Annotated in this window: 11 protein-coding genes; 1 reads left to right on the top strand and 10 read right to left on the bottom strand. The window is 45.7% G+C overall.

Annotation, left to right across the window (positions count from 1 at the left end; translation table 11 throughout):
* Positions 1 to 7: 7 nt before the first annotated feature.
* On the bottom strand, positions 8 to 1,069 hold the full coding sequence (locus tag ACVFI8_RS02390; RefSeq protein ID WP_457872927.1) for a UDP-glucose--hexose-1-phosphate uridylyltransferase: 1,062 nt from the start codon (positions 1,067 to 1,069) through the stop codon (positions 8 to 10).
* A gap of 54 nt (positions 1,070 to 1,123) precedes the next feature.
* Positions 1,124 to 2,143, bottom strand: coding sequence for a UDP-glucose 4-epimerase GalE (gene galE / locus ACVFI8_RS02395; RefSeq protein ID WP_457872928.1), 1,020 nt, complete (start codon positions 2,141 to 2,143; stop codon positions 1,124 to 1,126).
* A gap of 616 nt (positions 2,144 to 2,759) precedes the next feature.
* Here galE and ACVFI8_RS02400 point away from each other — a divergent pair.
* Positions 2,760 to 4,541 carry an AMP-dependent synthetase/ligase gene (locus tag ACVFI8_RS02400; protein ID WP_457872929.1) on the top strand — a complete coding sequence of 594 codons (1,782 nt, stop codon included), beginning with the start codon at positions 2,760 to 2,762 and terminating at the stop codon, positions 4,539 to 4,541.
* A 57-nt stretch (positions 4,542 to 4,598) separates the two neighbouring features.
* Here the strand turns inward: ACVFI8_RS02400 and ACVFI8_RS02405 are convergent, their stop codons facing one another.
* The 8 genes from ACVFI8_RS02405 to ACVFI8_RS02440 form a co-directional block, all read right to left on the bottom strand.
* The gene (locus ACVFI8_RS02405; RefSeq protein ID WP_457872930.1) at positions 4,599 to 4,970 is read right to left on the bottom strand and encodes an AAA family ATPase; all 372 of its coding nucleotides are present in this window, start codon (positions 4,968 to 4,970) and stop codon (positions 4,599 to 4,601) included.
* Positions 4,971 to 4,979: 9 nt separating this feature from the next.
* A complete protein-coding gene (locus tag ACVFI8_RS02410; protein ID WP_457872931.1) occupies positions 4,980 to 6,878 on the bottom strand; it encodes a polysaccharide biosynthesis protein in 1,899 nt (632 codons plus the stop codon).
* Positions 6,879 to 8,081 carry a DegT/DnrJ/EryC1/StrS family aminotransferase gene (locus tag ACVFI8_RS02415; RefSeq protein WP_248715013.1) on the bottom strand — a complete coding sequence of 401 codons (1,203 nt, stop codon included), beginning with the start codon at positions 8,079 to 8,081 and terminating at the stop codon, positions 6,879 to 6,881. It lies immediately after the preceding gene.
* A gap of 79 nt (positions 8,082 to 8,160) precedes the next feature.
* Positions 8,161 to 8,778, bottom strand: coding sequence for an acetyltransferase (locus ACVFI8_RS02420; RefSeq protein ID WP_248715012.1), 618 nt, complete (start codon positions 8,776 to 8,778; stop codon positions 8,161 to 8,163).
* Positions 8,775 to 9,368 (bottom strand): sugar transferase, encoded by a 594-nt coding sequence (locus ACVFI8_RS02425; RefSeq protein WP_248715611.1) that lies wholly within the window; start codon positions 9,366 to 9,368, stop codon positions 8,775 to 8,777. The genes ACVFI8_RS02420 and ACVFI8_RS02425 overlap by 4 nt, the downstream gene beginning before the upstream one ends.
* A 15-nt stretch (positions 9,369 to 9,383) precedes the next feature.
* On the bottom strand, positions 9,384 to 10,514 hold the full coding sequence (locus ACVFI8_RS02430; RefSeq protein WP_248715011.1) for a glycosyltransferase family 4 protein: 1,131 nt from the start codon (positions 10,512 to 10,514) through the stop codon (positions 9,384 to 9,386).
* A gap of 27 nt (positions 10,515 to 10,541) precedes the next feature.
* Positions 10,542 to 11,609, bottom strand: a complete 1,068-nt coding sequence (locus ACVFI8_RS02435) for a glycosyltransferase family 4 protein (protein WP_457872932.1) — start codon at positions 11,607 to 11,609, stop codon at positions 10,542 to 10,544.
* 1 nt (position 11,610) lies between these two features.
* Positions 11,611 to 12,528 carry a glycosyltransferase family 2 protein gene (locus tag ACVFI8_RS02440; RefSeq protein ID WP_248715009.1) on the bottom strand — a complete coding sequence of 306 codons (918 nt, stop codon included), beginning with the start codon at positions 12,526 to 12,528 and terminating at the stop codon, positions 11,611 to 11,613.
* Positions 12,529 to 12,532 lie beyond the last annotated feature (4 nt).

Below are 12,532 nucleotides of genomic sequence, written 5' to 3' on the forward strand. Positions count from 1 at the left end.
TGCTCCCTTATTTAACTTGTTCTTTATAGTGAACGTCGCTGACATTGCGTAATTTTTCAGCCGCCTGTTCTGCCGTTAAATCTCGCTGGCTTTCGGCTAGCATTTCATACCCCACCATAAATTTACGTACGCTGGCAGAGCGCAATAGCGGTGGGTAGAACAAGGCATGTAACTGCCAGTGTTCAGTAGAGCTATCACCTTCTTTAAAGAAGGGCGCAAAGTGCCAGCCCATTGAATAAGGAAATGAACACTGAAATAAATTATCGTAGCGACTGGTGAGCTTTTTAATCGCAAGGGCTAAATCATCACGCTGCTGGTTTGATAACTCGCTAATACGACGAATAGGCGCTTTAGGCAACAACATGGTTTCAAAGGGCCATGCCGCCCAGTAAGGCACCACGGCGATCCAGTGCTCGGTTTCTACTACGGTACGCGTACCATCGGCTTGCTCTTTGCTCGCATAGTCCACCAGCAAGTTACTACCATGCTGTTGGTAATAGCTACGTAAATGCTGGTCTTTACGTTCAATCTCATTAGGTAAAAAGCTATTCGCCCAAATTTGTCCATGCGGATGCGGCTGTGAACACCCCATGGTTTCCCCTTTGTTCTCGAAGGCCTGCACCCATAGATAGTCTTTACCTAACTCTTCAATTTGTTGATTCCAGGTATCAATCACACAGCGAATCGCATTAAGCGATAACTCCGGTAAGGTTTTACTGTGGTCGGGAGAGAAACAAATCACTCGACTTAAACCGCGCGCTTGCATACTTTTAAACAAGGGATCGCTTGAGGCTGGCACGTCGGGTGAATCGGTCATTAAGGCCGCAAAGTCGTTGGTAAATACATAAGTCCCTTGGTAGTGAGGGTTTTTATCACCCGAAATACGGGTATTACCGGCACACAAAAAGCAGCCTTTGTCATAACTTGGCAAAGTCGCCGTTGCAGGGGCTTCGTCTTGGCCACTCCAAGGGCGCTTGGCGCGATGCGGCGACACCAAAATCCACTGCCCTGTTAGAGGGTTATAGCGGCGATGAGGATGCTCAGTGGGGTCAAATAGATTGTTTACCATGGGTTTATTACTCCATCAAAAACGTCATTTAAACGCTCTCTAATTTCAAAGTGATTACTTATCGTAGCCATTGGGATTGTTCGACTGCCAGTTCCAGGTATCCGCTGTCATATCTTCAACACTCCGGGTCGCCTTCCAGCCCAAGACTTGCTTGGCCTTATCGGTAGCGGCCCAGCATTCGGCAATATCACCATTACGGCGCGGGCAAATGTTATAAGTGATGTCTTTACCGCAAGCTTTGCCAAAGGCGTTAAGCATCTCTAATACCGAACTACCTGTGCCAGTACCTAAGTTAAAAACATGTAGACCCGCTTGTTTACCCACCTTGGTCAAGGCAGCAATATGGCCCTCGGCTAAATCCATTACGTGAATATAATCTCGAACACCGGTGCCATCTGGCGTGGGATAATCATTGCCAAATACCGATAAACTGTCTCTACGCCCCACCGCCACTTGAGCGATAAATGGCATTAAATTATTAGGGATCCCTTGCGGGTCTTCGCCCATCAAGCCACTAGGATGTGCTCCCACCGGATTAAAGTAGCGCAGCAGGGTGACACTCAAGTCTGGCGCCGCCAGTTGAATGTCTCGGTAGCATTGTTCCACCATGTATTTACTGCGACCGTAAGGATTGGTGACATCGCCAGTGGGGCTACTTTCATCAATAGGCATCACACTTGGCTCACCGTATACCGTGGCTGATGAGCTAAATACGATGCTTTTAACCCCCGCTTTACGCATGACATCAATCAGTACCAGCGAACCAACGACATTATTATCGTAATACTCATAAGGCTTTTGTACTGATTCGCCCACCGCTTTTAAGCCAGCAAAGTGGATCACAGAATCGATTTTATGCTCAACGAAAATGCGCTCCAGAATGGCGCGGTCTCGCACATCACCTTGATAATAGGCTGGCTGCTTATCGGTTAAAGATTCAATACGAGCCAATACTTCAAGCTTACTGTTACACAAATTATCCAAAATAATGGGGCTTAAGCCAGCTTCAATCATTTGTACACAGGTATGACTACCAATGTAACCCATACCGCCCGTCACCAAGACCTTGTTCATTCCTTTCTCCATTTACGCTGTAACAATCGCTAAGCGCTCATCAAACTAACACTGCTTATAACAGCCTGAATAATTATATTGAAGCACGAAAGGGTAAACGTTTCCACTTTTATGTAAACTTTACTTCTAGTAATCATTATTTTTGTGTCGCTGCGCATTGTTCTGTTTGCTTAGCATCAAATGATAAACAGGTATAAACACTGCTAAGTAGAGGCTTTAGTTAACTAGAAAATACACTAAACCTTGAACAAAAGGCGTAAAGCCCTTAGATACTTCAGCCTCTAATTTGGTCTGCAAACCGATAAAAAGGATGAAGAATTACATTTATATTCACGGCCAAAATGGCAACGTTTACCCATCATTCAAACGGCACTAAACTCGTCCGCCACTTGCTCAGCAGTTGGCGTATTGTAAGCGTCGCCTTCAGGCCAGAGTAATTGAGTGTGTTGTTGGTAATTCTAAGCCGCTAAGCAGCATGAATTATCGCTTCCCATAACGTGACGAAATATTATTTCATTTTTGCTGAGCTTACACTTGTTCGCTCAATCAAAACTCCCTAAAATAGCCCGCTCAAAGTGGCAACTACTTGCCCTCATCCATTTAAAGGTAAGAATACATGCAGCACATCGTTACCTTGCTTAGCCAACAAGCTCAGCAGCAAGCCCAACAAGTGGCGCTGAAAATTTGGCGTAATCAAGCCTGGCAGTGTTTTACATGGACCGATTTTTCTCAGCAATGGACGCTAGTCGCAAAAGGTTTGGTTCGCTTAGGCCATCAACCACAACAGCGGGTGGCGATTATGTCTCCCAACATGCCTGAATGGACCATCGCCGATCTTGGCATTTTGGCAGCGCGCGGCTGTGTAGTGCCGATATACCCCACCAACACCCTTGAGCAAAGCCAATACATACTAAAAGATGCTGACTGCAAAATCCTTTTTGTAGGTCAAGCAGAGCAGGTAGAAATAGGCTTAGAGCTATTGGCTGCAGGCCATGTAGAAACCTTAATTTGCTTTGAAGACAGCGAACATACTAAGCAGCAAAATGTACTTAGCTGGAAGCAAATTCTCACATTAGGCGAAAGCGCCGACGACGCAGAACTTTCAGAGCGCCAAAAACAGCTGCAAATGGATGACTTAGCCACCCTTATTTATACTTCTGGTACTACCGGCGAGCCTAAAGGGGTAATGCTTGATCACCGCAATTTTGCCGCAGCCTTTGCTATGCATGACCAACGTTTAGCGGTAAATAGTGATGATGTATCGCTGAGCTTTTTGCCACTAAGTCACGTATTTGAACGGGCTTGGACTTACTACATATTGTATCGCGGAGCGACCAATATTTACTTAGAAGACCCGGCAACAATACAACAAGCCTTACCGCGCAGTCAGCCTACGCTGATGTGCAGCGTGCCGCGCCTGTATGAAAAAATCCACTCGGCGATTCTACAGAAAGTATCAACCGCTCCAGCGGTAAAACAAACACTGTTTAACTGGGCAATGTCGGTCGCTCAACAGCGCTTAAACGCTAAGCAGCAACAGCAAACACTCTCAATTTGGTTGAAGCTACGTTACGCCCTAGCTAACAAACTGGTATTAGCTAAGATCCGCGCCGTGTTCGGCCCAGCAAGACTACTACCCTGCTCTGGCGCGAGATTAGCTGATGATATCAATAGCTTTTTTCAATGCTTAGACGTACCGATTAACTACGGCTACGGGATGACAGAATCGACCGCTACGGTGTCTTGCTATAGCGAAACACAAAAAGCGATCAGTACTATAGGTCAGCCCTTAGAAGCCCTACAGATCAAAATATCTGATAAGGGTGAAATTTTGGTTAAAGGTGACACCGTCATGCGTGGTTACTTTAATAAACCACAAGCTACCGCCGAAACCATCATCGATGGATGGCTACACACCGGCGACGCTGGAAATATTGATGCCCAAGGTAATCTGGTACTGACCGAGCGTATTAAAGAGTTAATGAAGACCTCTGGCGGTAAATACATTGCCCCACAACGAGTTGAAGGCGCGTTGATTCGAGAGCCTTTGTTTGAGCAAGTCGCGATTATTGCTGACGCTCGCCACTTTGTATCGGCGCTGATTGTGCCCGCCTTTGAAGCCTTAGAACTGCATGCCAAACAGTTAGGTATAAAATGGCAACACCGCAATGAGTTGTTAGAAAACGCCGAAATCAAACAACTTATCCAAGCTAGGCTTAAACAAGTGCAAACCAATTTGGCGCGCTTTGAACAGGTGAAACAATTTACCCTGTTGCCACGCGAGTTTTGTATGAAACAAGGTGAACTAACGCCAACACTTAAGTTGCGCCGCGCGGTCATCGAAAGTCGCTTTGCTGAGCAAATCAGTGCTATGTATGCCGAAACTAGAACGGCATAACGAGGCCTCTAAAAACAAAAAAGACGCATAAAGCGTCTTTTTTATTTTTTGTCTTGGCTAATCTTGCCACTTAGCCCGCATATTGGCGATAGTCATCGCGCTGACCTCATGAACGTTAGAGTATTGCCCGTTACAACACACTATCTCTAACTCAGCCTGGTACTTATTGGCAAGGTCACGATAAGCTTGCATTTCCCATTGCTGTACAAAGGTGTTCGCCACTACTACATCATGGCCTAAGGCCAATTGTTGCTCGGTTTGCTGCTGGCACCATTGATGAGCCTGAGCAATTTTATCTGGCTGATAACAGTACTCGCCCTGTTGGTTCACAAAGTACATATCGGCCTCTAGATGAACCGCATCAATAGTATTAGCCAGTGTTGATTTACCGCTCCCGGGTAAGCCGCGTATCAGCGTGAGCTTAACCACTGTGCAATCCTAAGAGACCGCTTTTAAGTGCGGCTGGCGCGGCTCTTGGCAGTAAGCCAAAGGCGCTTGTTTCAATAAGCGAATCACCGCATGTTGGTCCATCGCATCACAAGCGTCATTCAGATCGCTAAACAAATCCATCAGTTCTGCCCAAGGAATAAAACTCTCATTGGCAGTGAGGATCCGTGGGTGGTCTGTAGGCCTTTCATCATCGCCCACCAGCAACTCTTCATAGAGTTTTTCGCCAGGTCTAAGCCCTGTATATTTAAGTTCAATGTCGCCGTCAGGGTTGTTTTCATCGCGCACTTCTAAGCCCGATAAATGCACCATGCGCTTAGCCAGTTCGGCTATTTTCACTGGTTCGCCCATATCCAGCACAAATACCTCACCTCCTTTAGCCATAGAGCCAGCCTGAATAACCAACTGAGCGGCCTCTGGTATGGTCATAAAATAGCGAATAATATCCGGATGGGTGATAGTAAGCGCCTCTCCTTTACGGATCTGCTCTTTAAATAAGGGGATAACCGAACCCGAAGAACCCAGCACATTACCAAAACGCACCATGCTAATAGTCGTTTGAGATTGATGGTCGGCCAAGCTTTGCATAACCAACTCGGCTAAACGTTTAGTGGCGCCCATCACATTGGTAGGGCGAACCGCTTTGTCTGTAGACACCAGGACAAACGATCTTACTTTTGCTTTGATGGCTGCTTGAGCAATGTTGTAAGAGCCAAATACATTGTTACACACCCCTTCCACCACATTTTGTTCAACTAAGGGCACATGTTTATAAGCGGCAGCGTGATACACCGTATCTACATTGTTAGTTTGCATAATGCTCGTTAAGCGAGGCAGGTGTTGTACAGAGGTCATTAGAGGCACTAGCTCAATGTTAAGCGCTAATGCTTCACAGCGACTCTTAAGCTCTCGTTCTATTTGATACAAGGCTACTTCTGAGCGCTCAATCAGTAATAGTCTAGCCGGCCTAAACTGCAGTATTTGCCGACACAATTCAGACCCAATAGACCCGCCAGCACCACTCACCAACACGGTTTTATTGCGAATTTGGCTTTCCATAAGGTGTACATCAGGGCTTACTGCTTCGCGCCCCAGCAAATCTTCAATATCGACCTCTTTGATCTGATCTACTTTCGCTTCACCGGTGACCAAGTCATTTAAACGGGGAACCGTTAACACTTCGGTATTCAGATTAGCTAAACCAATCAGAATTTCTGAGCGCCTTTTTTTACCCGCATTAGGGATAGCCAATAATACTTTAGATACTTGAAAACGGTGGATCAGTTTCGCTAACTGACTTGGCGGGTAAACCGTTAAGCCATGAATTAGCGAGTTGCGTAGCTCTTCTTTATCGTCAATAAAGGCCACCGCTTGAAAATTATCACCTTGGCTAATGGCCTGTAATAACTGCCTACCACTTTCGCCGGCCCCAAAAATAATGACATTTTGTTTGGCACTATTCTCTAACCACACAAACAACAAGCGAATGGCAAATCGAACCCCGCCACACAACATCACCCCAAATGCCAAATAAATAAAAGGAGCCGTTCTGGGAATTAAGGCCTGAAAGTAAAATGAAGTCACAATCATTAATAGCGTTGCGAGCAAAAAGCTCAACAAGATACATTGTAAACTTTTGGCATTAATGTAACGCAATACCGAGCGATACAAACCAAAGTACCAAAAACCGATAAGGGTGGTTAGCGCCACAGAAAAGAAGGTGATCCAAGTGGGGGTATCTTTAAAGTAGTTAGCGTCAGCAAACCTTACCCATAACGCGCCCCAAAACGCTAAGCTCAAAAACACAATGTCTAGTACTAGCATTAGCGCGGCTTTTTGACGGCGACTAATCAAATTAAGAATAGTGAGATAGGTATGATGAGCGAGCATCTAAATTCCTTTTACCTGCATGCTGTCTAAGTGTTGGTGAACAACAAGTTGCTGCAAAGTCGCTTGTATAGCGCTGCATATCTTGCTCATGTCTGCGGCCAACAAGCTTGGGTGCACCATAAACATCAAAGAACTACGGCTTAACTGCTGAGTATTGCGAAGCGCTTGGCTAGGTTGTACGCCTAAACCATTAAAGGCTTTCTCCAAGTAGATTTCACCGCAGGTGCCTTGCATACATGGCACACCATGCTGGTTTAACTGCTCGACAATCTGATCTCTCGTTATGCCCGCTAACTGTGACTCATCAACAAAGGCATAAAACTTATAAAATGCATGTTGGATATGCGCTGGAACGCGAGGGATGTTGATGAAACTAAACTCACTTAAACACTCGGTGAGCCTCTGTGCATTAGCCACTCGGCGTTGGTGCCAATCGCCCATTCTTTGTAATTGAATGCGACCAATCGCAGCTTGCATTTCGGTCATACGCCAATTGCTGCCAATGCTTTCATGTAACCAGCGAAAACCGGGTGGATGTTGGCGCTGATAAACCGCCTCCCATGATTTACCGTGGTCTTTATAAGACCACATACGTTGCCAAAGCGAAGCATTGTTGGTGGTGACCATACCGCCTTCACCGCCGGTGGTCATAATTTTGTCTTGGCAAAATGACCACGCCGCAATGTCGCCCAAACTGCCAACGGCTTGTCCATGATATTTGGCGCCATGGGCTTGAGCGCAATCTTCAATTAAATACAATTGATGTTGCTCTGCCAAGCGCTTGAAATCATTCATCTCACAAGGCCAGCCGGCCAAGTGCACACAAATTATGGCTTTGGTTTTATCGGAAATAAGCGGGGTAACGGTGTCGACGCTGATATTTTGACTGTCTAGTGCCACATCGGCAAATACTGGTTTTGCACCTACATTAACGATGCAACTGGCCGAGGCGATAAACGTACGAGAGGTAACAATAACTTCATCGCCCTCACCTATCTCTAAGGCACGTAACGCTAACTCTAAAGCTAAGGTGCCGTTGGCTACTGCTACGGCGTGTTCGCTGCCACACCAAGCGGCAAATTCTTTCTCAAACGCTTTACCGTTTTCGCCGGTCCAATAATTAACTTTATTAGATAACAAAACATCACTAACAGCTTGCGCTTCTTGCTCGGTAAAACTAGGCCAACGAGGTAACTCTTCCATGAATACTATTACTTATAATCCTTTATAAATGCTGCCTTTATAGTGAACCAAAGCGACGCCAGCTACAATCATTCAGGCCTTATTTAGCGGGATTTCCGTACACTTTTACAGCATGCTTCACATCTTTTACTACCACTGAACCTGCACCAACAATTACATCGGCTTTAATGATAATTCCCTGAATAATACAACTGCCAATTCCAAGCATACTCGCCCGTCCCACACTCACCTCTCCGGCAAGGTGAGCCCCGGGAGCAATATGCACTCCATCGGCACAATGTCCATCATGATCAACCGAGCTATTATGGTTAATGATGACCCCTCTACCGATGCGGCAATTCACACTCACCGTGGCATTAGCCATAATCACTGAGCCCAATCCAATGCTGGCAGAATCACTAACATAAGCCCTAGGATGAACTAATACGGGTTGCTGATAAGCCAAGCGTTCTAACTGGGCAATTTTGTCTAAACGCGTATGGTTATTACCAATAGCAACATGCACATCCGAGCTGGGCTTATCGGCCAAATAGCGAAGCAAAGCCTGCCAATCACCTTTTACCGAGCAAGCTTCTATCAACCCTAGCTGCTGCCAACGTTCATCAAACAAAACAATGTGGGTGTAACCCAGTTGTTTGGCGATATCAACCACCACCTTAGCATGGCCACCAGCGCCATAAATCGCAATGCTTTTCACGACTTACTCCCGGTGAATTTGCTCATAGTAGCCTGCCCAACTGCGTTAACATCATCTTTACTAATCACTTTTTTCACCGTTAAAAACAGTATTTTAATGTCTAGCCAAACAGAGCGATTTTCAACGTACCAAACATCCAGCTGAAATTTTTGCTCCCAAGTGACCGAGTTTCGGCCATTGATTTGTGCCCAGCCGGTTACCCCGGGTTTAACATTATGTCGTTTTGCTTGTTGCTCTGAATAAAGGGGTAAATACTCCATCAACAAGGGTCTGGGGCCAACAAAGCTCATCTCACCTTTAACGACATTCCACAGCTCGGGTAACTCATCTAAACTGCTGGCACGTAAGGCTCGGCCAAACGCGCCTAAGCGCTCTTCATCTGACAATAACCGACCAGTACTGTCTTTATCATCTCGCATGCTGCGAAACTTAATCATCTTAAACGCTTTACCGTGTAAACCCGGCCGCTGCTGGGTAAATAGGACCGGCCGCCCCAACTTGAACGCGATAAGTACCGCCACCATCAGCAACACCGGTGTTAGCAGCAGTAACAATATGGCAGCCAGCAGCCGTTCAAAGAAACTAAACATCTTGTCTTTTAGCAATTAACTCACTCCGTTGATGACATCTAAGATTTGTTGATTAACCCGTTTTACATCGTAGCGCTGCTCAGCATATTGCCGACTCGCCTGGCCATGCTGCTCAAGCAATTCAGGCTGTTGTAAATAGCAAATCAGCGCATCCGCTAAGGCTGGGCCATTTTGCGGCGCCACTAAAAAGCCATTTTGTTTATCTATCACTGTTTCACGACAACCGGGGGCATCAGTCGTCACAATCGGCCTTGCGGTAGCCATCGCCTCTAACACCGTACGAGGAGTGCCCTCACGATACGATGGCAGCACATATACGTGGCAATTTTCCAAAAGGGGTTTAACGTCATCTACCCGACCATGAAAAATCACTAAACCTTGCTCTATCCATTGCTTTAAATCGGCTTCATCAACACAGCTGGGGTTGTCATCCAACCAGCCGGCTAAATGAAACTCAGCCTGATAGCCCTTCTCTCTTAATATTTTAGCCGCTGCCACATACTCATAAATGCCTTTATCTTTAAGTAATCGCGCTATGAGTAGAAAGCGCAGTGTGGGTAAGCGTTCTGGCAAAGGCTTAGCGGCAAACAGCCCTAAGTTTATGCCAGAGCCATTAATCAGCTGGGTTTTAGCCAATGGCACAATATGTTGTTGAGTAAATAGCTCACGGTCGTCTGGGTTTTGAAAAAATACCGCTCGGTTTAATGCCAAGCTCAGTTTATACATCGTGCACACTAAGGCATGTAAAAGCTTTTGCTTAAAGCTTATGGCATGGCTAAACACATAACCCAAACCGGTTATCATCGAATAAATCTGGCGAACTCCCGCCAGCCTTGCCGCCAATGAGCCATAAATGACTGGTTTAATGGTGTAACTTAATACCGTGTTTGGCTGTAGCGTTTTAATCAACTTAAATAATGACACCACACTCGACAGGTCTTTAAACGGATTAAGCCCGGTGCGTTGCAATTGATAGGCGTGACCAACAATCCCCATGCTCGACAACTGTTCCAATTGCGCTTGGCTAAAATCAGGGGCAGCCACATGTACTTGGTGGCCATTTGCTTGCATCGCTAACAGCAAATCACCTCTAAAGGTCAAAATAGAATCGGCGAAACTGGCGATAACCAGCACTGAACTACTCAATCTAAGCTCCACTCATCAATTTAAACATTATTTAGCCGCTACATTTTTCAAAATAGTGACTAATTTTTTTGACTGAACCTGCAAAGAGTAACGCTGTTCTGCGGCCTCTCGTCCCGCCAAACCCATTTTTTTTCTCAAATCGACAGACGATAACAATTGCGTTAAAGCCTCAGTCCATGGCTCCTCTGGCTTAACTAGCAAGCCCGATTGGCTATCTTCAACAATCTCGATATTGGCCCCTACCGCACTCGCTATTACTGGTACTCCGCAAGCCATATATTGAATCAACTTATAGCCACATTTCCCTTTCTCCCAAGGCCCATCAATTAAGGGCATAATCCCGATATCGATAGATTGGATAAAAGCAACTTCAGTGGCTTCAGACCAGTCAAAAATCTTAACGGATAAGCCATCAAGTTGCTGCTTTGTAGCAGAAGAGGCTCCCATTAAATGCAATTCAATATCAAACTCAGCGCTAATAACGCGCAGTTGCTCGGCTATTTCAACGACATATTTTGCCGTAGACGGCGAGCCGATCCAACCTATAACCAGCGGCCCCGTTTGCTCTCGCTGGGTGACTTTGTAGCGATCTATATCGAGCACCGTAGGAATAACAGATACGCTAGTAGCGCCGGCTTTTTTAGCCTCAGCAGCTAAAAAAGCATTGCCCGCTACCACCCACTGAGCCTTATTCATAACCGAAGATATTTTGTTATTTAATACTCTGCGAATCAGCCTATTAGAAGAGAGCTGATAGTTGTAAAAAATGGCATCATCGTAATCGACGATAAATGATATCTTGAACAATCGAAGACAGCGTTCAATCAACGCGGGGCAATAAGGAAACAGCTCTTTTTCAATCCACAGAACGTCGTACTTACGAGCGGTAAATAGCACTAACAAACGCCTAAGGTAATAGTACAACACCCGCTTTCTCGACCCGGTTTCATACAGTGTTTGCAGATACTCAGCATCGTATAAACTGCTTGTGGTTATCTTTGCCCCGCTGTCTGCCAACGCATCGAGGTACTGAAAAGTTCTTAACCTAGAGCTTGCGCCATTACGCGAGTATTTAGTCAATACTAACACTTTCATGCTATTTGCCCTGCTCACGAAAAATGGCCCATTTCCAAAGCTTTGAATAGGCAAGTAGCAACTCTTTACAGCCGTCCATATCTCTGCGCAATAAAGATTGCAGCATGCGCAGCAAGGGCTCAATCACTAAGCTTAACAAAGCAACAGCCACGGCAGTAAAACGGCCAAAATGTTTGAAGCAATACAATAGCCGACTTCGAATCGAATAAAACATGCGCAAACCTTTTACTTGCCTTGAAGTGCCTCCTCCCACATGAAAAGCATGAGTCTTGCTCAAAAAGTAACTTTTGTAACCCAAATCAGCAGCCCGTTTTGCAAAATCAACCTCTTCGTAATAAACAAAAAAGCGCTCATCAAAGCCCTTTAGTTGCTGAAAAAGAGTGCGTCGCACATAGTAAAACGCCCCTATAACTTGATCTACTTCGGCGTCGTTGTTGTGATCCCAATCGCGCATAGCTTGACCAAACCTGGGCCATAAACGGTCAATACCCAAAGCATGGGCGGCTATCCCTTTAACGGTAGGCCTGCGCGAACAGCTCCTGGCCACCTGCTGATGTTCATCAAGTAGCGGAACCCCGCAAATGCCGATGGCTTGGTTCTCGCTAGCATTCATGAATTGGCTTACCTGCGACAAGGTATCGGCATCTAACGCAGCGTCGGGGTTGAGAAACAATACATAGTCAGAATCACCCAGCGATGCTCCCAAATTACAGGCTTTGGCAAACCCCACATTACTGCTTAATGCCGATAAAGTAACTGAAGGGTAAGCGCTAAGAAAATCAATAGAGGTGTCGCTAGAAGCATTATCAACGACCACTAATTGCCCAAGCAGCTTATGACTATGTTGCAACACCGAGTCTACGCAAGATTTAAGAAGATCTTTAGAATTCCAATTTACAATAACCACATCAACCAGCACAAAA

It is taken from the genome of Agarivorans sp. MS3-6, from assembly GCF_054112545.1.

What these genes read in the sequence shown, in the direction of transcription:
- ACVFI8_RS02390 (WP_457872927.1), bottom strand. Translation starts at nt 1,069, where the DNA reads ATGGTAAACAATCTATTTGACCCCACTGAGCATCCTCATCGCCGCTAT.
- galE (WP_457872928.1), bottom strand. Translation starts at nt 2,143, where the DNA reads ATGAACAAGGTCTTGGTGACGGGCGGTATGGGTTACATTGGTAGTCAT.
- ACVFI8_RS02400 (WP_457872929.1), top strand. Translation starts at nt 2,760, where the DNA reads ATGCAGCACATCGTTACCTTGCTTAGCCAACAAGCTCAGCAGCAAGCC.
- ACVFI8_RS02410 (WP_457872931.1), bottom strand. Translation starts at nt 6,878, where the DNA reads ATGCTCGCTCATCATACCTATCTCACTATTCTTAATTTGATTAGTCGC.
- ACVFI8_RS02415 (WP_248715013.1), bottom strand. Translation starts at nt 8,081, where the DNA reads ATGGAAGAGTTACCTCGTTGGCCTAGTTTTACCGAGCAAGAAGCGCAA.
- ACVFI8_RS02425 (WP_248715611.1), bottom strand. Translation starts at nt 9,368, where the DNA reads ATGTTTAGTTTCTTTGAACGGCTGCTGGCTGCCATATTGTTACTGCTG.
- ACVFI8_RS02435 (WP_457872932.1), bottom strand. Translation starts at nt 11,609, where the DNA reads ATGAAAGTGTTAGTATTGACTAAATACTCGCGTAATGGCGCAAGCTCT.